Source organism: Kocuria sp. JC486 (assembly GCF_011602805.1).
Lineage (GTDB): Bacteria > Actinomycetota > Actinomycetes > Actinomycetales > Micrococcaceae > Kocuria > Kocuria soli.
In genome coordinates, this window is the sequence record NZ_JAAOZS010000004.1 from 75,829 (window position 1) to 98,079 (window position 22,251).

General features: G+C 68.2%; 20 protein-coding genes and 1 tRNA gene. 11 read left to right on the forward strand and 10 right to left on the reverse strand.

All coding sequences use genetic code 11. The features are described 5' to 3' along the window. Positions 1–42 precede the first annotated feature (42 nt). The 3 genes from GWK18_RS03585 to GWK18_RS03595 form a co-directional block, all read right to left on the reverse strand. Complete coding sequence (locus tag GWK18_RS03585) at positions 43–831, reverse strand: ABC transporter substrate-binding protein (protein ID WP_348535824.1); 789 nt, start codon at positions 829–831, stop codon at positions 43–45. After that, positions 828–1,607 (reverse strand): ABC transporter substrate-binding protein, encoded by a 780-nt coding sequence (locus GWK18_RS03590; protein WP_166833271.1) that lies wholly within the window; start codon positions 1,605–1,607, stop codon positions 828–830. Before GWK18_RS03590 ends, GWK18_RS03585 begins: the two co-directional genes overlap by 4 nt. 222 nt (positions 1,608–1,829) lie before the next feature. Next, positions 1,830–3,332, reverse strand: a complete 1,503-nt coding sequence (locus tag GWK18_RS03595) for an isochorismate synthase (protein ID WP_166833273.1) — start codon at positions 3,330–3,332, stop codon at positions 1,830–1,832. Between the two features lie 133 nt (positions 3,333–3,465). Between GWK18_RS03595 and GWK18_RS03600 the strand changes: the two genes are divergently transcribed. From GWK18_RS03600 to GWK18_RS03620, 5 genes are all read left to right on the forward strand, one after another. After that, on the forward strand, positions 3,466–4,197 hold the full coding sequence (locus tag GWK18_RS03600; protein WP_166833275.1) for a demethylmenaquinone methyltransferase: 732 nt from the start codon (positions 3,466–3,468) through the stop codon (positions 4,195–4,197). Next, positions 4,194–5,522 (forward strand): geranylgeranyl reductase family protein, encoded by a 1,329-nt coding sequence (locus tag GWK18_RS03605; RefSeq protein WP_166833277.1) that lies wholly within the window; start codon positions 4,194–4,196, stop codon positions 5,520–5,522. The genes GWK18_RS03600 and GWK18_RS03605 overlap by 4 nt, the downstream gene beginning before the upstream one ends. Positions 5,523–5,613: 91 nt before the next feature. Beyond that, a complete protein-coding gene (locus tag GWK18_RS03610) occupies positions 5,614–6,603 on the forward strand; it encodes a polyprenyl synthetase family protein (protein WP_166833384.1) in 990 nt (329 codons plus the stop codon). 122 nt (positions 6,604–6,725) lie between these two features. Next, entirely contained in the window at positions 6,726–8,444 is a 1,719-nt protein-coding gene (locus tag GWK18_RS03615) for a sodium-dependent transporter (protein ID WP_348535825.1), read from the forward strand. Continuing rightward, on the forward strand, positions 8,441–8,554 hold the full coding sequence (locus GWK18_RS03620) for a methionine/alanine import family NSS transporter small subunit (protein ID WP_123823434.1): 114 nt from the start codon (positions 8,441–8,443) through the stop codon (positions 8,552–8,554). Before GWK18_RS03615 ends, GWK18_RS03620 begins: the two co-directional genes overlap by 4 nt. Positions 8,555–8,659: 105 nt before the next feature. Here GWK18_RS03620 and rarD read toward each other — a convergent pair whose 3' ends face one another. After that, entirely contained in the window at positions 8,660–9,592 is a 933-nt protein-coding gene (rarD, locus tag GWK18_RS03625; RefSeq protein ID WP_245192802.1) for an EamA family transporter RarD, read from the reverse strand. Positions 9,593–9,607: 15 nt separating this feature from the next. Then, entirely contained in the window at positions 9,608–11,164 is a 1,557-nt protein-coding gene (locus GWK18_RS03630; protein ID WP_166833279.1) for a DUF6882 domain-containing protein, read from the reverse strand. A 62-nt stretch (positions 11,165–11,226) separates the two neighbouring features. Here GWK18_RS03630 and GWK18_RS03635 point away from each other — a divergent pair, with 62 nt between their 5' ends. Continuing rightward, on the forward strand, positions 11,227–12,831 hold the full coding sequence (locus tag GWK18_RS03635) for an SseB family protein (protein WP_166833280.1): 1,605 nt from the start codon (positions 11,227–11,229) through the stop codon (positions 12,829–12,831). 18 nt (positions 12,832–12,849) lie between these two features. Here GWK18_RS03635 and GWK18_RS03640 read toward each other — a convergent pair whose 3' ends face one another. Beyond that, entirely contained in the window at positions 12,850–14,352 is a 1,503-nt protein-coding gene (locus GWK18_RS03640) for a catalase (protein ID WP_166833390.1), read from the reverse strand. 55 nt (positions 14,353–14,407) lie between these two features. Continuing rightward, a complete protein-coding gene (locus tag GWK18_RS03645) occupies positions 14,408–14,887 on the reverse strand; it encodes a Fur family transcriptional regulator (protein WP_199732493.1) in 480 nt (159 codons plus the stop codon). 321 nt (positions 14,888–15,208) lie between these two features. On the opposite strand from GWK18_RS03645, the gene GWK18_RS03650 reads away from it, so the two are divergent. Next, positions 15,209–17,437 carry a sigma-70 family RNA polymerase sigma factor gene (locus tag GWK18_RS03650; RefSeq protein ID WP_166833282.1) on the forward strand — a complete coding sequence of 743 codons (2,229 nt, stop codon included), beginning with the start codon at positions 15,209–15,211 and terminating at the stop codon, positions 17,435–17,437. A 13-nt stretch (positions 17,438–17,450) separates the two neighbouring features. Next, positions 17,451–18,344, forward strand: a complete 894-nt coding sequence (gene htpX, locus GWK18_RS03655; protein WP_166833284.1) for a zinc metalloprotease HtpX — start codon at positions 17,451–17,453, stop codon at positions 18,342–18,344. 22 nt (positions 18,345–18,366) lie between these two features. Here the strand turns inward: htpX and GWK18_RS03660 are convergent, their stop codons facing one another. Beyond that, positions 18,367–18,858: a YajQ family cyclic di-GMP-binding protein gene (locus GWK18_RS03660; RefSeq protein ID WP_123823428.1), complete on the reverse strand. Its 492-nt coding sequence runs from the start codon at positions 18,856–18,858 to the stop codon at positions 18,367–18,369. A gap of 218 nt (positions 18,859–19,076) precedes the next feature. On the opposite strand from GWK18_RS03660, the gene GWK18_RS03665 reads away from it, so the two are divergent. The 3 genes from GWK18_RS03665 to trxA all read left to right on the forward strand — a co-directional run bounded on the left by GWK18_RS03665 (position 19,077) and on the right by trxA (position 20,235). Beyond that, positions 19,077–19,484: a hypothetical protein gene (locus tag GWK18_RS03665; RefSeq protein WP_166833285.1), complete on the forward strand. Its 408-nt coding sequence runs from the start codon at positions 19,077–19,079 to the stop codon at positions 19,482–19,484. 114 nt (positions 19,485–19,598) lie between these two features. Further along, a tRNA-Tyr gene (locus tag GWK18_RS03670) sits at positions 19,599–19,680 on the forward strand. Positions 19,681–19,860: 180 nt separating this feature from the next. Further along, a complete protein-coding gene (trxA, locus tag GWK18_RS03675) occupies positions 19,861–20,235 on the forward strand; it encodes a thioredoxin (RefSeq protein WP_166833286.1) in 375 nt (124 codons plus the stop codon). A gap of 75 nt (positions 20,236–20,310) precedes the next feature. Here trxA and GWK18_RS03680 read toward each other — a convergent pair whose 3' ends face one another. Both GWK18_RS03680 and GWK18_RS03685 read right to left on the reverse strand, forming a co-directional pair. Beyond that, entirely contained in the window at positions 20,311–21,081 is a 771-nt protein-coding gene (locus tag GWK18_RS03680; RefSeq protein WP_166833288.1) for a VIT family protein, read from the reverse strand. A 112-nt stretch (positions 21,082–21,193) separates the two neighbouring features. Next, positions 21,194–22,153: a hypothetical protein gene (locus GWK18_RS03685; RefSeq protein ID WP_166833290.1), complete on the reverse strand. Its 960-nt coding sequence runs from the start codon at positions 22,151–22,153 to the stop codon at positions 21,194–21,196. Positions 22,154–22,251 lie beyond the last annotated feature (98 nt).

A 22,251-nucleotide genomic window follows, 5' to 3' on the forward strand; every position in this document is an offset into this window, starting at 1 on the left:
TCCACGGCGGCAGATGGGCGTGGACGCCACACGAGGCAGTCATCACTGGTCGTTGACCGGGATCCACTTCTCGGTGATCTCGTCCATGGTCCCGTCGTCCTTGACCCGCTCGATCGTCGAGTTCACGGCCTCGAGCATCGCGGTGTCACCCTTGCGAACGGCCACTCCGAACTGGTCGTCGGCTGGAACCTCCTCGACCACCACGAAGTCCGGGTACTCCTCGGAGTGCTGGGCGATCGGGACCAGGTCGTCCAGCACGGCGTCCACGCCGCCGGATTCGAGGTCCTGGAACATCAGGACGTCCTCGAACTGCACCGAGTTCAGGCCCAGTTCCTTGGCCTTGGAATCGCCGGTGGTCTGCTGCATGACGCCCACGCGGGCCTCGGAGTCGATCGCGTCCTGGACGGATTCGATGTCCGAACCCTTCTTGACCACCAGGCCGAGCTGGTTGTCGAAGTACGGCTCGGAGAAGTCCATGACGGACTTGCGTTCGTCGGTGATCGTCAGGGCCGACGTGACGATGTCGCACTGCTGGGTGTCCAGTGCTGCGCCGGAGACCATGGTCTCGAACGGCAGGGTCACGTTGTGTACCTCGAGGTCGTTGTCCTTGGCGATCTCCGCTGCCAGGTCCATGTCCAGGCCCACCATTTCGCCGTCCTTCTCGGACTCGAACGGGGGGTAGTTGGATTCCGAGCAGACCGTGAGCTGGCCTTCGTTGATGGTCTGCAGTGAGCCGTCCTCGCCATCACCGGTGGTGGAGGTGCAGCCGGTGAGGATCAGCATGCCGGTCGCGGCGGCACCGAGGAACACGCGGGAATTGATCGCGTTCACAGGCCCATCCACTCCTTGCGCATGGTCTCCATCGTGCCGTCCTCGTTGACGCGCTCGATCGTGGAGTTCACGGCGTCGAGCATCTGGGTGTTGTCCGTGCGCACTCCCACGCCCAGCTGTTCGCCGTTGGACTGCTGGTCGACGAGCTCCAGGTCGGGGTTGTCGGCGGCACGGGTGCCCAGTACGGAGACATTGCCGATGACGGCGTCCACGCCACCGGTCTCGAGCTTCTGCAGCATGAGTTCGACGTCCTCCTGCTGCTCGAAGTTCAGGTCGTTGTCCTCGGCGTAGGTCTGGCCCGTGGTCGCCTGCTGCACGGCCACGGTGGAGTCGCCGATGTCGTCGAAGGACTTGATGTCCGAATCCTTGGGGACCAAGAGGCCCAGTTCGTCGTCGAAGTACGGCTCGGAGAAGCTCATGGCCGACTTACGGGCGTCCGTGATGGTGATACCGGAGATCGCGACGTCGCACTTGTTGGTGGACAGGTCCGCGCCGGACTCGATGCCCTCGAAGCCCGTCTGGATGACCTTCTTCTCCACACCCAGGTCGGCCGCGATCTCGTCGGCGAGATCCATGTCGAAGCCGACGACCTCGCCGTCGCGTTCGAACTCGAACGGCTGGTACGGGGTGTTGGCGCACACGGTCAGGGCACCATCCTCGACCAGGGGGACCCCGGACTCGGACTGGGCTTCCCCGGTCGTGGAGGTGCAGCCGGCCAAGACCAGGGCGGTGGCCCCCGCGGCCGCGAACAGTGTGGAGGAGTGGCGGGTTCTCATGGGATACCTCGAGGTCGGTGTGGTGTGGGCAAGGGACAGGCCCGGGCCGGAGCGCGCCGGGCGGGAGCGCCTGCCGGAGGGGGTCGTCGCCCGAACGACCTCGGGCGTGGGGCCCGTCGTGGTGGTCAAGCGGTACAACGATCGCGTTAATGGTACGCGCCGTGCCGTTACGCGGATGTCACGGGGCGACTGTGACTCCCGCGTGACAGGGTTTCTCCCACGTCAGGATCGTGGCGTGACGCCCAAGGCGTTGAGTACCGGTCGCAGTTTGGCTCGAGTCTCGGCCAGTTCCTCCGCGGGAACGGATGCTTCGACGACGCCGCAGCCCGCGTAGACCTGTGCCGTGTCCGCGGTGCGTCGGACCCCTCCGCGCAGGGCGATGCCGAAGTCCCCGTTGTGGCGGGAGTCCAGCCAACCGACGGGTCCCGCGTAGAGGCCTCGGTCCAGACCCTCCAGGCGGGCGATGGCCTCGGCCGCCTCGTGGGTCGGCGTGCCGCACACGGCGGCGGTGGGATGGACGGCTTCCACCAGTTCCAAGGCCGAGGGCACGGTGCCGTCCGGGCCCGGGGTGAGATCGGCCGAGACGTCCGAGGCGAGGTGCCACACGTTGGGCAGCTCCAGCACGAACGGGTCCGTGGAGGATTCCACCTCCTCCGTGTAGGCGGCCACGGAGCCCAGGAGGGAACCGATCGCGAACTCGTGCTCGGCCCTCTGCTTGGGGTCCTCGAAGAGGTTGCGCCGGGCCCACTCCGACCCCGGGATCCCCTCGGGGGCCGAGGCACGGTCCAGGGTCCCGGCCAGGACACGGGCGTGCAACGTGCCGTCCAGGACGCGGACCAGGCGCTCCGGGGTGGCGCCGAAGAGTGTGTCGGCGTGCCGGTCCTCGTGGTCGGCGATCCGTACGCAGTAGGTCCAGCAGGTGTCGTAGTCGGCGGCCAGACGGCGCAGCGCCCGCGTCAGGTCCAACGGCTGCCCGTCACCCTCCACGGTCACGGCGCGGGCCAGGACCAGCTTCTCGAGTTGTCCGTCCCGGATGAGTTGGACACCCTCCTCCACGGAGGCGCACCATGTCCGGGCTGCGGCCTCGTCCTCGACCGCGTGGGGGTTCGAGCCCGAGCGTGAGTCCGGGTCTGAGCCCGGTCCTGAGGTCGTGTCCGCGTCCGGGGCGAGGGCTTCGGGGGCGCCTGCGGGCAGGACCGTCGGGACCAGCCGGTTCCAGGCCTCCGCCACGTCGGCGATGGTCAGCTCGGGCGCCGTGGAGACCAGGGTGACCCAAGCGCCGTCGTGGTCGTGGCCGATCACCAGTTCCGGCAGGACCAGCCCGGAGGCGGCGGTGGACGTGCGCGCGAAGGCGAAGGCCCCGAAAGCCACGGGGCCGGTGGCCGAGCGGGAGAGCGGGTCCACGATGCTCAGACCCGCCGTGAGTTCGTCCCACCACGCGCGAGCGCCGGTGAATCGGTCGTCTCCGGTGACCACCACGTTCGCCGCCCGCCCGAAGCCGATGAGCCCCAGGCCGCCGATGGTCCACACGCTCGCGTCGTCCGCGGTCAGCAGTCGTCGGAGGTCAGGGTTGGCCGCGAAGTCGGCGGTGACGGGCGAACCCGGGTGGGCGGCAACCTCGGCGAGGTCGACGGTCAGGCTCGAGCGAAGAGCGGCGGCCGGGGACGCGGTGACCGGGGAACTCGTGGCGTCCTCGGGAGTGGTGAACGGATCGGAAGTGGGCATCCCGGCCAGTGTAGGCCGGGGGAAGGCGGCTCGATCACGCCTGCCGTCGCGGTCGGCGTCCAGATCAATGCCGCATCGGTGCCGCATCGATGCGGCATCAATGCCGCCGTTCGATCAGTGCCACAATGGCAGCGTGAACCGAGCAGACCTGAACAAGCGCAAAGATGCCGTCACCGCCATGTTCGACCAGGTGGCCCCGCGGTACGACCTGACCAACGACGTCCTGTCCCTCGGCCAGACCCGCGGCTGGCGGAAGGCCGTGACGGAGGCGGTGGGGGCCGTTCCCGGTGAATTCGTGCTGGATCTGGCAGCCGGGACGGGCAAGTCCTCCGAGCCGTTCGCGGACGCGGGCGTGAAGGTCGTCGCCGCCGACCTGTCCCTCGGCATGCTGCAGGTCGGACGTTCCCGCCGCCCGGACATCGAGTTCGTACAGGCCGATGCGACCATGCTCCCGTTCGCCGACGACTCCTTCGACGCCGTCACGATCTCCTACGGACTGCGCAACGTGGAGGGGTACCACCGCGCCCTGCACGAGATGTACCGCGTCACCAAGCCCGGCGGCCGCCTGGTCATCGCCGAGTTCTCCACGCCTACCAACAAGGCCTTCCGCAAGGTCTACGCCGAGTACCTGGTCAAGGCCCTTCCCGGCATGGCCAAGAAGGTCTCCTCCAACCCGGAGGCCTACGAGTACCTGGCCGAGTCGATCGAGGCCTGGCCCGACCAGGATGGCCTGGCCAAGGACATCGCCGCCGCCGGGTGGGAGAACGTCCAGTACCGCAACCTCTCGGGCGGCATCGTGGCCGTGCACCGGGGGATCAAGGGGGAGAACCCCGCCTACGGTGCACCGGAGATCAAGCTGGCGTGAAGGTCCTGATCGCAGGCGGTGGGCCGGCGGGAGCCACCGCTGCCTACTGGCTGGCCTCCCAGGGCATGGAGGTCACCGTCCTGGAGAAGACCGCCTACCCGCGGGAGAAGGTCTGCGGTGACGGGCTGACCCCGCGCGCCGTCCGGGAGATGCAACTCATCGGCCTGCCCCACGGCCCCGAGCTGGGCTACGCCCGCAACCAGGGGCTGCGGATCCGTGCCCGCGGCCGGGCGATCGAACTGCCCTGGCCCGAACTCACCGACTTCCCCTCCTACGGTCTGGTGCGCTCGCGGGCAGGCTTCGACCAGCACCTGGCCGAGCACGCACGCTCCGCGGGGGCCGCGATCCGTGAACACCGCTCCGTCACGGGCGTGCTGCGTGACGACGACGGTCGTGTGGTCGGGGCGACCGCGGCCGTCCTGGACGGCGACGGGCGACGCACCGGAGAGATGGAGGAGCACCGTGCGGACCTGGTGCTGGCCTGCGACGGGGTGTCCTCCCGCACCGCCGTGTCGGCCGGACTGCACCGCCGCAAGGATCGCCCCATGGGTGTGGCGGTCCGTGCGTACTACGAGTCCCCCCGCAGTGACCTGGACTGGATGGAGGGCTGGCTGGAACTCACGGACGGGTCGGACCCCCGCGGTGGTCTGTTGCCCGGGTACGGATGGGTCTTCGGCGCGGGCGACGGGACCGCGAACGTCGGACTCGGGATCCTGGACACCTCGCCCGCGTTCGGGAAACTGGACTACCGCAAGGTGCTGGCCGACTGGGCGTCGTCCATGCCGCCCGAGTGGACCTTCGATCCCGACCACGTCCGGGGCAAGGTGCTCTCCGCCGCCTTGCCGATGGCCTTCAACCGCACGCCGCACTGGGTCCCCGGGATGCTCCTGCTGGGTGACTCGGCCGGCCTGGTCTCGGCCTTCAACGGGGAGGGGATTTCCAACGCGATGGAGTCCGCCCGGTACGCCGCTGAACACGTCGTGGAGGCGGCCGGGGCCAACGGGCCGGCCCAACGTGATGCCGTACTCGCCCGTTACCCACACCGCCTGCGGAACGAGTGGGGTGCGCACTTCACACAGGGGAGGGTTCTGGCGGAGGCCATCGGGCACCCCCGGGTCATGAAAGCGGCCCTGGCCACCGGGATGGCCGTGCCACCGCTGATGCGCTTCGTGGTGCAGACCATGACGGAGCTGACCGATCATCCGCCGCGCACCTGGCAGGATCGGGCCGTCGCCGTCCTGGACGCGCTCACCCCGCCGACCTCCAACATCCGGCCCGCGGCAAAAGAATCCCCCGAAACCAGTAAAGTGGAGAACCGTGACTGATTCCTCCTCCGCCCCCCAACGGCACGACGACGCCCACGCCCCCGCGGGCGAGACCGTCGCCACCGGTGGTGATTCCGCGCTTCCCGCGGGCATGGAGGTCATCGCGGCCGATCCCGAGTTCGGTGCCCAGGTTCTGGCCGCCCTGGACCGGATCGAGACCCGTCTGGCCGAAGAAGTGCGCAGCTCGGACCCCCTCATCGAGGTCACGGCCTCCCACCTGCTCAAAGCGGGAGGGAAGCGCGTGCGGCCGCTGCTCACGGTGCTCGCCGGTGCCATCGGAGGCGGGATCAACGACGACGTGATCGACGCCGCCGTCGTGGTCGAACTGACGCATCTGGCCTCGCTGTACCACGACGACGTCATGGACTCCGCACCCGTGCGCCGCGGGGTGGATGCGGCCCACACCGTGTGGGGCAACAACGTCGCGATCCTCACCGGGGACCTGATCTTCGCGCGGGCCTCCGCGCTGGTGGCCACGCTGTCCCAGCGGGCTTACCAGATCCAGGCCAACGCGTTCGAACGCCTGGTCACCGGCCAGTTGCAGGAGACCTCCGGCCCGCCCGAGGGCACCGACGCCCTGGAGCACTACATCCAGGTTCTGGCCGGCAAGACCGGTTCGCTGATCGCAGCGTGCGGGGTCTACGGCTCGACCCTGGCCGGTGCGACCCCCGAGGTCATCGAGGTCCTGGAGAACTACGGTGAGAAGATCGGCGTGGCCTTCCAACTGGCCGACGACGTCATCGACATCACGTCCACGGCAGCTCAGACCGGGAAGACCCCCGGTACCGACCTGCGTGAAGGCGTCCCCACCCTGCCCGTCCTCGTGCTGCGACGCATGGCTGCCGGGGGCGACACCTCCGCCCAGGAAGTGCTCGCACTCGTGGACGGTGACCTGACCGCGGACGAAGATCTCGCCCGTGCGGTCGAGGCATTGGCCGGGCATCCCGCCATCGACGGGGCGTGGGAGGTCGCCGAGTCCTGGGTCAACCAGGCGGAAGCCGCCCTGGCGCCTCTGCCGGAATCCACCGCCAAACGCGCCTTGCAGAGCTTCGCGCGCGGCATGGTGCATCGATCCGCATAAGCCCGGGTAGCCTGAACCCTCAAACCGTCCCTCCGGCCACCCTCACCGGACCCGCGGAACCATTCGCAACCACCGCCGGGCCTTTCGCGCCAGGCACCCTCTGAGCACCACGAGGTGGACCCGTGTCCTCAAACACATCCGCACCTCCCGCTGCGCAACAGCGTGAGGTCTTTTCCAACCGAACCGTCTTCATCCTGGCCGCCATGGGCTCCGCCATCGGCCTGGGAAACATCTGGCGTTTCCCGTACGTCGCCTACGAAAACGGCGGCGGGGCCTTCATGATTCCCTACCTGATCGCGCTGCTGACGGCGGGTCTCCCGCTGCTCATGCTCGACTACGCGGTGGGACATCGCTACCGGGCCTCCGCACCGCTGTCCTATCGGCGCCTGCATCCGAAGGCCGAGTTCCTCGGCTGGTGGCAGTTGTGCATCTGTTTCGTGATCGCCGCTTACTACGCGGTGATCATCGCGTGGGCCGGTTCCTACACGATCTTCTCCGTGACCAAGGCCTGGGGGGATGACCCCGAGGGCTTCTTCATGGGCCAGTACCTGCAGGTCGCCGACACCGTCGCCCCGAGCTTCGACTTCGTCCCGCAGGTGCTCCTGGGTCTGGCTCTCGTCTGGGTCATCCTGCTGGTGGTCATGGCCCTGGGTGTGCAGCGCGGCATCGGCCGCTTCAACGTGGTCTTCATCCCGCTGCTGGTGGTCATGTTCGCCGTCATGGTGGTCATGGCGCTGACCCTGGACGGTGCCGGTGCCGGTCTCAACGCCCTGTTCACCCCGGACTGGTCGGCTCTGGGCAACAGTGCGGTGTGGATGGCCGCGTACGGGCAGATCTTCTTCTCCCTGTCCGTGGGCTTCGGCATCATGGTCACCTACGCCTCCTACCTCAAGCGGCGTTCGGACCTGACCAGCACGGCACTCGTCGTCGGCTTCGCCAACTCCTCCTTCGAGATCCTGGCCGGCATCGGCGTCTTCGCGGCGCTGGGCTTCATGGCCACGGCATCGGGGGCCGAGGTTTCCGAGGTCGTCAGCGGCGGCATCGGCCTGGCCTTCATCGCCTTCCCCACGATCATCTCCGAGGCGCCCATGGGTGCCCTGCTCGGTGTGCTGTTCTTCGGGGCACTGACCTTCGCGGGCTTCACCTCGTTGATCTCGATCGTGGAGGTCATCATCGCGGGCGTCCAGGACAAGCTGGGTCTGGGACGGTTGGCGGGCACCATCGCCGTCGTCGTCCCGTTGGCCGTGGCCTCCTTGCTGCTGTTCCCGACGACGACGGGCCTGAACCTCCTGGACGTCACGGACGCCTTCGTCAACAACTTCGGCATCATGGCCGCGTCCCTGGCTGCGGTGATCACCCTCAGCGCCGGCTTGACAGCGCTCCCGGGCTTGCGCGACCACCTCAACGCCGTCTCGGCCTTCAAGGTCGGCCGCACCTGGATGATCTTCATCGGCGGTGTGGCCGTCGTGGTCCTGGGCTACTCGATCATCGGGCAGATCACCACGGTGCTCTCCGAGGGCTACGGTGGGTTCCCCACCTGGTTCGTGGTGACCTTCGGTTGGGGCATGGCCATTTCCCTGGTGGTGATTTCCCTGATCGTCTCGAAGATCCCGTGGTCCAAGCGTTCCCGTGGGGCCCAGTCTTCGCCCGCACTGGCGGTGCTGGACCCGGGGTTGGACCAGAAGTACCTGAGCACCGGGGTGACCCCCACGATCACGAGTTCCGTGGTACGTGACGGGACCCCCTGGCACGACCCGCACGAGCACCGGGAGCGCGCTTCCGAGCCCTGGGTGGAGTCCGACGACGCCCGCACGAACGCAGTCGAGGAGGGAACCCGATGAGCACCGAAGCAATCGTGATGCTGGTCGTGGCCGGGGTGACGGTGTGGGGCGGGTTGATCGCCTCCATCCTGAACCTGCGGCGCCAGCCGGACGAAAGCGGCGACGAGTAGGACCGCACCGGACCACTGATCCGCACCACTCATGACAACGGCTCGGGCCGGGCACCCAACAGGGTGCCCGGCCCGAGCCGTTTCTGTGGACCACCGGGGACGACCTCAGGCGCCCCGCGCCCGCCGTCGTTGCGCACGGCCGCGGCCGTAGGCATCCACGACCAGGAGGACGACGGCGGCCCACACGATCCCGAATCCCAGCCAGCGTTCCAGCGGCATGGCCTCGTGCAGGTACAGCACGGCCAGGAGGAACTGCAGGATCGGTGCGATGTACTGCAGCATCCCCACGGTGCTCAACGGTAGACGGGCGGCCGCCAGTCCGAAGAGCAGCAGGGGCACGACCGTGACCACACCGGAGGCCGCGAGCAACAGCGTGTGCGTGGTCCCGTGGCCCGTCAGCGTCAGCTGGTCGCCACGCGCCAGCCCGGCGACGATCAAAGCGGCCGGAGGCATGATGGCCAGCGTTTCCATGGTCAAGGACACCAGCGCGGGCCAGCTGCCGCGCAGCATCGACTTGGTCAAACCGTAGAGTCCGAAGGAGAACGCGAGTCCGAGGGACAGCCACGGAACCTGACCGTAGAAGACGGACATCACGACCACGGCGGCCAGCCCCAGGCCCACCGCACCCCATTGGAGAGGCCTGAGTTTCTCCCGCAGGACCAGGACCCCCAGGGCGATGGCCACGATGGGATTGATGAAGTAACCCAGGGAGGCTTCCAGCGTGTGGCCCGTGGTGGTCGCGATCGTGTACAGCAGCCAGTTGCACCCGATCAGCACCCCGGACAGGAGAAAGAGCCCGAGCGCCTTCGGTTGGGTGAAGGCCGCCAGGAACCGGCCGAACTGCCCGAAGACGGCCAACAGGACCAGGCAGAGGCCCAGCGCGAAGATCACGCGCAGGGACACGATCTCCCAGGCTCCGGCGGGCACGAGCGCCACGAAGTACAGGGGCAGCAGCCCCCACAGTCCGTAGGCGCTCGCGCCGAAGACCAACCCGCGCCGGTCGTCGCCTCCTGGGCGCACCGGTTCGGGCGTGCTCAAACGGTCACTGCCCGATCACAGCCCGAAAAAGCGGCTGAAAAAGCCCTTCTTGCGCGGCTCGTCCTCCTGCTCGTGGTCCTCGCGGGCGGTCTGGGCGTCAGCGGGCTGATCGTCCGTGGCCCGAGCGTCGTCCGCGGGCTTCGCGGAACCGGGCGCTGCCGGGCTCTGGTCTGCTCCGGTTCCGGCAGTGGCGGGCTCGCGATCTGCCGGGGCCTGCGCAGCGCCCGGCTCCTCGACCGTGCCCACGGGTCCGGTGACCGGTTCGACGGCCTCGTCCTGGACGGGGCGAGCCGTGGCAGGCTCCTCGACGCGCGGCTGCCGCACCTCGGGGCGTTCCGTGTCCCGCGGCTCCGCAGATTCGGTGCGGGCCGCGTACTCCTCCGGGGAAACGACGCCGGGCGAACGGTGGTCCTCGCGGTCCGCCGTTGCGGCCTGCTCGGCGGTCCGTGCATGGTCGCGCCGGGCGTCGTCGTCGGTCTCGGGAGAGAGGGAGGGCACCGTGGTGGTCGTGACCTCGCCGGGGGCGATGTCGCGGCGCGGCTCCTGGTCGTAGGGCAGATCCTCGGAAGCGGTACCCGGTACGGGTGCCTCCAGGTCCTCGCGGGACAGCTCGGCGGGCAGCGGCTCCTGGCCGTCCTGGGTCGGGGCCTGCGTCGCCGTTGCCTCGTCACCCTCCCCGGCTTCCGCAGCGCCCGCGGCCTCCGGGGCCACCGAAACGGACTCGGCGGGGCTGTCAGCGGCTGCCGTCGCCTCACGGCGCGTGGCCTCCTCGGCCTCTCGGGCCGCGGTGTCCTGAGCGGCCTGCTGTTCGGCGATCTGCTGCGCGTCGGAACGGTCGGCGGCCAGGGCCTCGCGGCGGGTCCGGGCCTCCTGCTCCAGGCGGGCGAGTTCGTCCTCGCCCACGGTGGACTCGGCCGGCTCCACCCCGGAGACCTGGTGGTCCTCGAACCAGAACCGCTGGGCGCCGTCGCGGGTGGAGATCACGCACGTGGCGTCGGTGTCCCACTCGATGTGCATCCCGCGGAGCTTGGCGTAGGAGTCCAATGCCCGGTTGTGGTCAACCGCGGTCCCGGTCTGGAGGGCCTCGGCGATCACGCGCATCATGGTTTCCAGGGAGATCGGTTCGAGCTCGAGCTCGGGGCCCTCCAACAGGAGCCAGGCGGTGACCTGCTTGCCCACGCGGGCCGGGTAGTGCGCCCACACGCCGGTCAGGGACTTGGTGGCCAGTGTCAACTGACGGGCCAGGCCGTCCTGGGTGGGCAGTTCATCGGTGATGAGTTCGTCGACGTCGGCCCGCGCTCCTGATTCGCGGGACTGGACGGCAGCGGCCACGACCTCGGAGGGGAAGTGGCCCAGTTCCTGCCAGGACCACACCCAGGAGCCGCGCTCGGCGGAGTCGGTGCCCAGCAGGTGCGGGGTCAGCACGACGGGCGGATCGGACTGCAGGGTGAAGGACGGAACGGAGAAGTCCACGTCCCACTCGACGCCCTGGCTCAATTCGGCCAGACGGGCCTGATGTTCGGTCGAAATGAAGATCGAGTCGTCGATCAGTTCCTGCAGTGAAGTCGTCATAACCTCCAGGCTAGCAACGGCTGATGGAACCCGTGGACAGCCTGCCGGATAGGCTTGTTCACATGACTCAGCCACAGCAGGAGCCCGGCAAGCGATCCCGCAATCGTGCCGGAGGGCACGCAGCAGATCTGCTGAGCAGTGAGCAGGTCGCCGAAGCCCTCCAGGACGAGCTCCGGTCCGTCGGCAACTGGGTCCTCGAGGTCCTCAACGCCCAGCTGGGGTGGGACCGGATGGACGTTGACCTCAAACCACAGGGCGGGCGTGTGTGGCTGCGCATCACGGAACACCGTGGCGAACACACCCTGCCCGGCACCGTGGGGCCCATCAAACCCGGCAGCCCGATCCTGCGCCGGATCAGTCGGCTCCAGTCCCTGGCCTACCGCCCGGGCCGCGGCACCTGGCTGTCCACGGTGGTCACCGTGACCGCCGAGGGGTGGCCCCGACCGACGTATTCCTTCGCCGCCCAGCACAATTTCGACGAGCGTCCGCCCACCCTCGGAGAGGAAGGCCCGTACGGAATCGAGGAGGGCATCGAACATCTCGAGGCCTTTCCGCGGACCGAGGCGAGGGTTCCCACCTGGCTGTCGGCAATGGCCGGAGACAGCGACCAGGTCATTCCGGTTCTGCCCCCGGGAACCGAGCAGGAGGCCGACCCCGACGGCACGGTCAACCCGCGGCTGCGGGAGGCCGTGGCCGAGTTCGCCGCTGCGCCCTCCGAAGAAGGGCTCATCGAGGTGCTCCGGCAGTGCACCGCCGGGGACCTCCTGGTGGACGCCACGGGATCGGACCTCGTCCGTGGGCCCAACCAGGAGATCACGGGAGATTCCGTGATCCGGTTGCAGAGCTTCGCGGAGGCCGACGGCACACGGTCCCTGGCGGCCTACACGGCCCAGCGCGAGGCGCGCAACATGTTCGACCGCTCCGGCCAGGAGGGCGACCCCGTGTTCCTGCGGCAGCGGGCCACGGCGATCCTGGAGCTGGTGGGTGAGGACCGACAGTACGACCATCTCATCATCGACGCGGGAGCCGCGTCCTGCCGGATCCCCCGCGAGCAGATCGACTGGCTCCTGTCCTCACCCCGCAACGACGTCGCCAAGAACGGGCTGACCATCGGCAGCGTGCCGCAGGTGCTCTCCGGAATGGTCGGACCCAACAGCGTGCTGCTCCTGGGTGTGCGTCCCGTGACCGGCAACGGGGACCGGGCGGCTGATGGTTCCGCAAACGAACCCGAAGGTGCGGCTCCGGCGGCAGCCACGACCTCCGATGTCGAACCCGTGTGGGCGAAACCGGAGGAAGGACAGGTGGCCGACACCCTGCTGCTGTTCACCTCGGCCGCCGAAGTCGCTGCGCTGGACCCCGGCCTTGCGATTCGTTCCGCCCCGGCCCGCGACGTCCTGCGCTACGCACTGGGCACGGGTGCCCGCCAGGTCTGTCTGAACGCGCGGCCACCGGTCGCCTCGTTCAGCAGCGAGGACATCCGGGACGTGCTGGAATCCGTGGAGCGTTCGTCCGCGCAGAACGTCGAGGACGGCGTGCCGCTGCCGCCCATGGCCGGCGGTCTGGACGTGGACACCGATCCCGGGATGCTGAGCAGCGACCCGGGCCTGCTCGATGCAGACCCGGGTCAGCCCGAGGTCGATCCCGGTTCGGGGTTCCCGCGCGGTTGACCGAGCGGGTGTCGGCCGTCAGCCCTGGCTTTCCGCCCACTTCTGGCGGACCCGGGAACCCAGCTCCGGGTTGATGTTCTCCCAGTACTGGAACGCGCGTTCGCGGATCCCGTCGTCGGTCACGTCGCCGATGTGCCCGGCCACGTTGCTGACCAGCATGTCCTGCTGCTCGGCGGACATGACCTCGGAGTAGAGCTCGGAGGCCTGACGTTTCTCGTCGTCCTCGGGCCCGCGTACGGTGGCTGCGGCACGGACCATCTCACCGTCGGACTGCCAGTACATGTCCTCGTTGGCCCGCGCCGGGTCGGCGTGCGGCCCGCCCTTGGAGTTCTCGGCGTACACCGGGACCGCCGGGGACTTGAACGTGTAGCGCATGGGCCCGTCTTGCGAGTAGGAGTTCTGCTCGGCGAAGTGCGGATAGTTGACCGGAAGATCCGCGAAGTTCGCCCCGATGCGGTGGCGGTGGGTGTCCGGGTAGGAGAACACACGCGTCATGAGCATCTTGTCCGGGGAGATCGCCACCCCCGGGACCGTGTTCCCCGGGGAGAAGGCCGCCTGCTCGATCTGGGCGAAGAAGTTCAACGGGTTCTGGTTCAGCGTGAACCTGCCCACCTTGATGCGCGGGTAATCCTTCTTGGAGATCGTCTTGGTGACGTCGAACGGGTTGACCTTGTACGTCTTTCCGTCTTCGTACGGCATGACCTGGACGTAGACGTCCCAGGACGGGAACTCTCCGCGTTCGATCGCGTCGTACAGGTCCCGGCGGTGGGCATCGGCGTCCTGACCGGCCAGTTGGTCGGCCTCCTCCTGCGTCAGACCCTCCACGCCCTGGTTGGAGACGAAGTGGTACTTGACCCAGAACCGCTCGCCCTGGGCGTTGATCCACTGGTAGGTGTGTGAACCGTACCCGTTCATGTGGCGCCAGTTCTTGGGAATACCGCGGTCACCCATGAGGTAGGTGACCTGGTGGGAGGACTCCGGGTGATGGGTCCAGAAGTCCCACTGCATGTTGTGGTCACGCAGGCCGGAACCGGGCAGGCGCTTCTGGGAGTGGATGAAGTCCGGGAACTTGATCCCGTCGCGGACGAAGAAGATCGGGGTGTTGTTCCCGACGATGTCCAGGTTTCCTTCGGTCGTGTAGAACTTCAGGGCGAAACCGCGGGGATCGCGCCAGGTATCAGGGGACCCCTGTTCGCCGGCCACCGTCGAGAAGCGGGCGAGCATGGGGGTCTTGGTCCCGGGCTGGAACACGGCGGCGCGGGTGTACTGCGAGACGTCCTCGGTGATCTCGAGTTCGCCGAACGCCCCGCCGCCCTTTGCGTGGACCACGCGCTCGGGCACACGTTCGCGGTCGAAGGCCGCAAGCTTCTCCACCACGTAGGTGTCGGTCAGGGAGATGACCCCGTCGGGGCCGCCCACCGTGAGCGAATGGTTGTCCGACGGGACGGCCCGTCCCTGTTGGTCCGTGGTGAAGGTCCCGGTGGGGCGCTCGCCGATGTTGCGAACGTCCTGCCCTGACATCTCTGGCTGTTCGGACTTTCCTGACATCTCTGACATGTTCGTCCTCCTCATGAATTCACGGTTGTGGTTCGGCTGCGGCGGTGGCTTGGCACCTCTCGCACAGGCCTCGGTAAAGGACCTCAGCGGACAGCAACGTCATCCCGTGGTCCTGGGAAGGAACAAGGCACGGAGCGGCACCCACCGAGCAGTCGACGTCCTCCACCCGGCCGCACCGTATGCAGTACGCGTGATGGTGGTTGTCGCCCGTGCGGGTTTCGTACAGTGCCGGGCCGGCCGGTGGTTCGAATTTCCGCACCAGGTCCAGCTCGGTGAGGTCCGACAGGACCACGTACACCGACTGGGGTGTGATCGACGGCAGGTCTTCGCGCACCCACCGCGTGATCTCGTCTGCGGACGAGTGTGGATGGCGATCGGTGGCGCCCAGGACGGCAAGCCGTTGTTTGGTCACCCGACGACCGTGTCCGCGCAACTGCAATGCCCACTCGTCGGCGGCCAGGAGCGGGCGCGGCCTCGTCCCGCCCGCTGTGCCTGCCATTACCGTCGTGGATCGCTGCATGTGATTCACGCTAACCAAAGATCTGAGTAGTTCACAACAACCTGCCCCGAGACTTTCACCGGTGTCCCCTGAGTGTCGTCTGTACTAATCAGACGGCTCTTGGCCTGCGGCACCCCGGCGCGTAGAATTTTCGGGATTGCGTGCCACACCAGAGTAGACGCAACTCCCACACGTGCATGCCGACCATCGTCGGCGAACCACCTCGCTGCCGCTGATGTTCGTGCGACCCACCAACACCTCACCAGCCGGCCGACGGCCAGTAGGAGGCCAACCATCGTCCCGCAGCACTCGAACGATCCTGTGACCGGCCGCCCCGGTCCCGAGCAGGACACGGACCTCGCCGACGAACTCCTCGACGGTGGGGCACAGGGCGTACCCGATGTCGACGGCACGGGGGAGCAGGCTCCAGCGGCAGACGGTCCGCTCGAGGACGAGGAACTGCTGGATGCAGTGCGCGCCGGTGACGAGACCTCCTACGGCGTGCTCTACCAACGCCACCGTTCCACTGCTCTCAATGTCGCCCGCATGCACACCCGCAACGTGCAGGACGCCGAGGACCTGGTCTCCGAGGCCTTCACCAGAGTTCTGTCCGTCATCCGCAAGGGCGGGGGCCCGCAGAAGTTCCTGCGCAGCTACCTGGTGACCACCATCGGCCGCCTGGCCGTTGACCACGGGGTCGCCTCGACACGCGTGCAGCCGGTCGGTGAGCACAGCGAACTCGACGGTGCAGAGGAATTCGACGACGTCGTGGTCCGGCAGTGCGACGCCGTCGCCGTCGCCGGTGCGTACGCCTCGTTGCCGGAACGCTGGCAGGCCGTGCTGTGGCACGCCGAGGTCGAGGGTATGAAACCGCAGGCGATTGCCGAGGTCCTGGGCATGACACCGAATGCGGTGTCGGCGCTGAACAAGCGGGCAAGGGGAGGCCTCCAGGCCGCCTATCTGCAGGCGCAGGTGTCCTCGGCCGCCACGAGCCAGTGCCCGGAGATCGCCGCAGACCTCGGTGCCTTCGCCCGGGGGAGCCTCGGGTCTCGGGCGCGACGAGAGGTGCAGCAGCACCTGGACTCCTGCCCGCGGTGCACGGCCGAGTACCTGCAACTGCAGGAGACCGGCGTGGGAATGCGGACCTGGCTGCTCCCCGCGCTGGCGGCACTGCCCCTGTGGGGCACCGAATCCAAGGTCCTGGCCGCGCTCATGGTCTCGGGCGGTGGCACGGGAGCCGCTGCGGTCGCATCCGGGGCGGCCCAAGGAACGCAGAACGCCGCCGGGACAACCGGCTCCACGGGCGGGGTGGCGATCGACCCGACGGCCACCGCCGCGGCAGCCGATTCGTCGCACGGACCGTCCCTCTTCGAGGGTGTCGTCGACGACCCGCCATCCTCGGCCGACCAGGCGTCGGGCGACGCCTCCTCGGCCGGGTCCGGTGCCAACGCGGGAACTGTCGCGGGCGTCGTTGGAGCCGGAGTCGGACTCAAGGTCGTTGTGGGTGCGGTGGCGGCCTCCGCCGTCGTCGCGCTGGTCGGTGTCGGGTTCAACACGCTCGTGAGGGACGACGGGACCAACGGTTCCACCACACTCGGTGGACTTCCGTTCCCGGCCCATGACGGACCGGCAGAGGCCACGGAGGCGGCTGAGACCGCCGGAGCCACCTCGTCGGACAGCGCGGATCGCGCCTCGAGCACGCCCACGGACGACTCCGAGAGTTCGGAGACCGTGCGCGTCGGCCTGGAGCGCAGCAACGAGCTGTCCGGGCCCACCGCGCGTTCGACCGAAGCTTCAGAGGCCACAGGACCGTCTGTCGGCATGAGTGCATTCCGCAACGTCCCCGCTGACCCCCCACTCGCTCGGAGCCCGGAGAGCCAGGCGGCCGCCCCCGCGCAGAACGATTCGGGTGCGACCGCCAACGGTGTGCTGCCGCGTTCGGCCGACCAACAAGACCCCGCGACGGTCCGGGTGCCGGAGGCACCCCGCCAGCAGGCGCCCGAGGGCTCGGGGACCCCACCGGGGACCGGTCACGCCGGCACCACCGTCCCGCCCGCTGTGGACGACACCCCCGAGACGGTGCCGACCGCGCCAACCCCGGACCAGTCCGAAGAAGTGCCGGCTGAGCCCGCAGAGCCGACTTCCACGGAACCGGCACCCACGGACCCCGGAACGGGGGAGGACGACCGCGTTCCGCAGACCTCGGATCCCGCAGGTGTCCCGACTGACGGGGGCGACTCGACGCGCGTCGACACCCCGGAGACCCAGCTGCCCACCGACGAGCCCGGGCCGCAGACCCAGGATCCGACGGAGACGACTGAACCCGCTCCCACGACGGAGCCCTCCCCGAGTCCGTTGCCGACCACCGACGCCTCCGAGCCGACGGACGGGTCCACGGATTCGTCGGGTACGGACACATCCGGCACGGACACGTCCACCCGCGACACCACCGGTGGGGACTCCACCGACCCGACCAGTGACCCGACCAGCGGTTCGGATACCGGCGGGTACTGGGTCCTCACCCCGTACGGTTGGGTGCTGATTGGCTGAAGGTGAGTGCTGAATGCACCGGCATTTCAATGGTCTGAAAACCGTCACCCTGCTTGGTGGCATGTGGTTGTTGCTCCTGGCCATCGGGTACGGCGTGGCCGTGGCGGCCAACAACTCGGTGTTCATCGGGGTGTTCGCCCTGATCGGGCTGGGTACGACGGCGTACAGCTACTGGAACAGCGACAAGATCGCGCTCGCGTCCATGCGTGCCGTCCCTGTGTCCGAACAGCAGGCGCCCGGCCTGTACCGGACCGTTCGGGAACTCTCCCAGCAAGCGGGTCAGCCGATGCCACGGCTCTACGTGTCGCCCACCATGAGCCCGAATGCGTTTGCCACGGGTCGGAATCCGCAGAATGCCGCCGTGTGCTGTACGGAAGGGATCCTGCAGTTGCTCGAGGAGCGTGAACTGCGGGGCGTGCTCGGCCACGAACTCATGCACGTCTACAACCGGGACATCCTGACGTCCTCGGTGGCCGCGGCCGTGGCCGGCATCATCACTTCGGCCGCCCAGATGCTGCAGTTCGCCGCGATCTTCGGTGGCCGTGGTGGCGGGGACAACCGTGGAAACCCCCTGGCGGGACTGGCCATTGCGCTGCTGGCCCCCATGGCCGCCACCGTTATTCAGCTGGCCATTTCACGGACCCGCGAGTACGACGCAGACGAGGACGGCGCCCAACTCACGGGTGACCCGTTGGCGTTGGCCAGTGCGCTCCAGAAGATCGAGAACGGCGTCAGCGCCCAACCGTTGAACCCGAACGACCAGCGGGTGGTCAACACGTCCTCCATGATGATCGCCAACCCGTTCTCCGGGCGCGGAATGGCGAATTTGTTCCGCACGCACCCGCCGACTGCGGACCGGATCGCCCGGCTGCAGAACATGGCCGGCGGCGGGGACGCCCGGCCCTGAACCGGCCGGGCCCCGGGAACGGTCAGCGGAAGTTGACGAACTGCAGGTCGACCTCCACGTCGGCAGACTTGAGCATGGAGATCGTGTCCTGAAGGTCGTCCCGGGACTTGGAGGAGACGCGCAGCTCATCACCCTGGATGGTTGCCTTGACGGACTTGGGTCCTTCGTCCCGGATGAGCTTGGTGATCTTCTTGGCCTGGTCCTGCGCAATGCCCTCCTTGATGGAGGACTCGATCCGGAACTCCTTGCCGGAGGCGTACGGGTCACCCGCGTCCAGTGACTTCAGGGAGATGCCACGCTTGACGAGCTTGGACTGGAACACGTCGAGGACGGCCAAAGCGCGCTCTTCCGAGTTGGCCTTGATCAGGATCTTCTCGCCGGAGTAATCGATGTCCGCACCAACGCCACGGAAGTCGTAGCGCTGGGCAATCTCCTTCTGGGCCTGGTTCAGGGCGTTGGAGACCTCCTGCTTGTCCACCTTGCTGACAACGTCGAACGTCGAATCGCTGGCCACTGGGTACTCCTTTGTCGTCATTCGGGTCTGCTCGTCACGGCCGGATGAGCCGGAGAGAGGAGCACACCGCGCGGGTTCGTAACGGACGGTCATGGTGGGTGCCGGCGCCCGACTCCCATGAGCGGTCATCCGCGTGTTCATTCGCCAGTCTAGAGGTGTGACCGATTTGTGATGCGAACGGCAGGATTCACACAGACGAAGCGGGCAAACTGCAGGGTATGAGCACATCGTCGTCGAAGAGTTCGTCGTCGGAACCCCGTCCTGCCCCTGTGCCCCGGAATGCGCGGAGATCGCGGATCTCCGCCGGAGTTTCCCAACTGAACCGCCAGGCCACCCGTACCGGCAAGGCCGCCGCCGGCACCGTACTGGCTGCTGCCCTCATGTCCGGGGTCGGAGCCACCCCCGCCGTCGCGGTGGAAAACGCGGTGCGACCGCCGGCGGCCAGCCCCGACCAGGATGCGCTCTGGGCGGAGCCCACAGCGCCGCAGGCCCAGGAACCCTCCGTGACCGCACGCCTGGCGGGGGTTGCGGAGGAACTCGATCTGGCGGTAACCCGCGGTGAGATCACGATCGACCAGGCTCTCGGGTTCTTCGCGCAGATTCAGTCGCGAGCATTCGCGGCCTAGACCGGTGCTCAGCCCGAGCGCGCGATTTGGCACCGCCAGCGTCTTTCAGTAGGGTTGTACCGCTCCCGTCACGGGGGCGCTCCTGTTCCGGTGGGGAACCATCGGACGGTGTTCGGCAGATTACCCGAGCGGCCAAAGGGGGCTGACTGTAAATCAGCTGGCATTGCCTACGGGGGTTCGAATCCCTCATCTGCCACTCGCGTCCTTCAGGACCAGGTCCCGGAACCTCCACGGTTCCGGGACCTTTTTCATGGCCGTGGTTCGTGGTCATGGTCCGGCGCACCTGGCCGAGGCCGCTACGGGGCCGTGTCCACCGCCGCTTCCACCACGGGTGAACGCCGCTGACACCGACCGGCAACGTCCGTAGGGTGGCCGCATGGCTACGGTTGAAATCACCCAGGAGAACCTGCAGCAGACCATCACGGAGAACGACATCGTTCTGCTCGACTGGTGGGCAGACTGGTGCGGTCCGTGCAAGCAGTTCGCCCCCACCTTCGAAGCCGCCTCCGAGAAGCACGGCGACGTCGTCTTCGGCAAGGTCGACACGGAGGACCAGCAGATGCTCGCGGCCTCGGCACAGATCTCGTCGATTCCCACGCTCATGGCGTTCCGGGAAGGGATTCTGGTCTTCTCACAGGCCGGGGCCCTGCCGGAATCCGCGCTCGAACAGGTCGTCGACGCGGTCAAGGGTCTGGACATGGACGAGGTTCGTCAGCAGGTCGCGGAACAGCAGGCGGAATCCGCCGAATGAGCTGACCTCGGCTCCAAGCCTGTACTCCCGGGTGTCCGCACGGACGCCCGGGAGCACACGTCTGTCAGGCCGGGATCAGCCGACCGCTCCCGTGCCGAGCAGGGTGCCGATCGCGAAAGTCGCGGCCAGCGCCAGTGCGCCACCGACGACGAGTCGCGTTGCGGCGCGCAGACGGTGCGGGGACCCACCGAGCCGTGCCCCGAGCCACCCCGTGAGGGCCAGGGCGACCAGGACGACGCCGAAGGTGACGGGGATCGCGATCTGGGCCGGAGGAAGCAGGATCGCCAGGGTGGGCAGCATGGAGCCCACGAAGAACGCCAGTGCCGAGGCGATGGCGGCGCCCATGGGGGAGGGGATGTCCTCCTCGTCCAGGCCCAGCTCGAAATCCAGATGCGCTTTGAGAGCGTTCTTCTGAGTCAGCTCACGGGCTGCGGAACGGGCTGTGTCCCGTGACATGCCCTTTTCCCGAAGGATTTCGACGAGTTCCTCGAATTCCTCCTCGGGCATGTCCTGGAGTTCTCGGGTCTCCAGGTCGATCAATGCCTGTTGGGAGTCCTTCTGGGAGGACACCGAGACGTATTCGCCCAAGGCCATCGACAACGCTCCGGCGGACACGGCTGCCGCGGCGACCAGGAAGATCGAACCGCGGTCAGCGGTTGCGCCGGCCACGCCCACGACCGTGGCGGCGACGGAGACGATGCCGTCGTTGGCGCCCAGGACGGCGGCGCGCAGCTTGTTGAGGTGCTCGTTGTAGTTTCCGGCCTGGGGTTCGGAGTGGATGCGTTGCTGCTGGGTTCGAAAGATGTCCGGGCTGGTGTCCGGATTTCTGCTGGATGCCGGTGTCATGACTTCATTAAAGGCCCGAAATTCAGGGGTTTCCAGCCAGGAAAGGCTTGGCTGACTTCGAGAAAAGGTGGGCAGATTCAGGTGCGACGTGGCGTTGAACGCGCCGTTCGGCTCACATGTGCCGCCGGTCCTCCGGGCTGAGTCGCGGGCCCTTGGCCTGCGGGCGCCACCCCGAGAGATACAGCAGCCGCACCACACGTTGCCGGTGGCCGCTCCAGGGTTCCAGGAGTTCGAGCATCCGCGCGTCCTCGCCCCGGTGGCCGTCGAAGAACTCCGTGACGTGGTGGGCCAGGTGGTAGTCGTACACGCTCACCGAGTCCGGGTCCCCGTGCGTGATCTGCAGGGTCTGCGCGAGGGTCCACGGGCCCACCCCGGGGATGGACCCGACGGCGCGTTGCAGGTCCGGGCCCAGCGCGACCGTGTTCCACCGGTCGAGCCCGGCGGCGCGTTCGACGACGTTCTGGATGGTTCGGGATCTGGCCGGATCGACTCCGGCGCGGTGCCAGGCCCACGACGGAATCCGTCGGATCGTGGCTGCGGAGGGAAAGACCCGCATGCCCTCAGGTACCGGGCCGGGTGCGGGGTCACCGTGCGCGCGGGCCAGCCACCGCTGTGCCCGGACCGCCTCCCCGCCCGTCACGCGTTGTTCCAGGACGGCATTCACCAGGGTTTCCACCAGGCGTCCCGTCGCGATGAGGCGCACGCCCGGGTGTCGGCTCCGCGCGCGTCGAAGCGACTCGGGCAAGAGGTCCCAGGACGAGCCGTGACGAAGACCGGTCCAGTCGTCGCCCTCACCCGCCCAGCGGGGCGCCTCCGCCATGAAGGCCTCCGCACCGAGCCCCCAGGCCTGCACGTGGACGTCCCGGTTCAGCTCGGTTCCCGGCCCCACTCGGGAGAAGCGCGCGGTCAGGGGATCGTCGCCCGTGCGAGTGGTGATCCAGAGAGCGCCGTCGTGGTCGATGCGCGCCGTGGGGTGGGAATCGCCCCGGGTGAGCACCCCCATGGTCGCGCCCAGGTCCAGTGGAGTGCCCGGTGTCCACCGTCGGTCGGCGTGGGGCACGGGCAAGAACATGTCCTCATCATGGCACCGGCCACCGACGGCTCAGCGCCGTGGCCCAAGGTATTCGCGGTGTCCGCCGTCACGACTTGTGCCCAGGCAGGTGCCCCTGC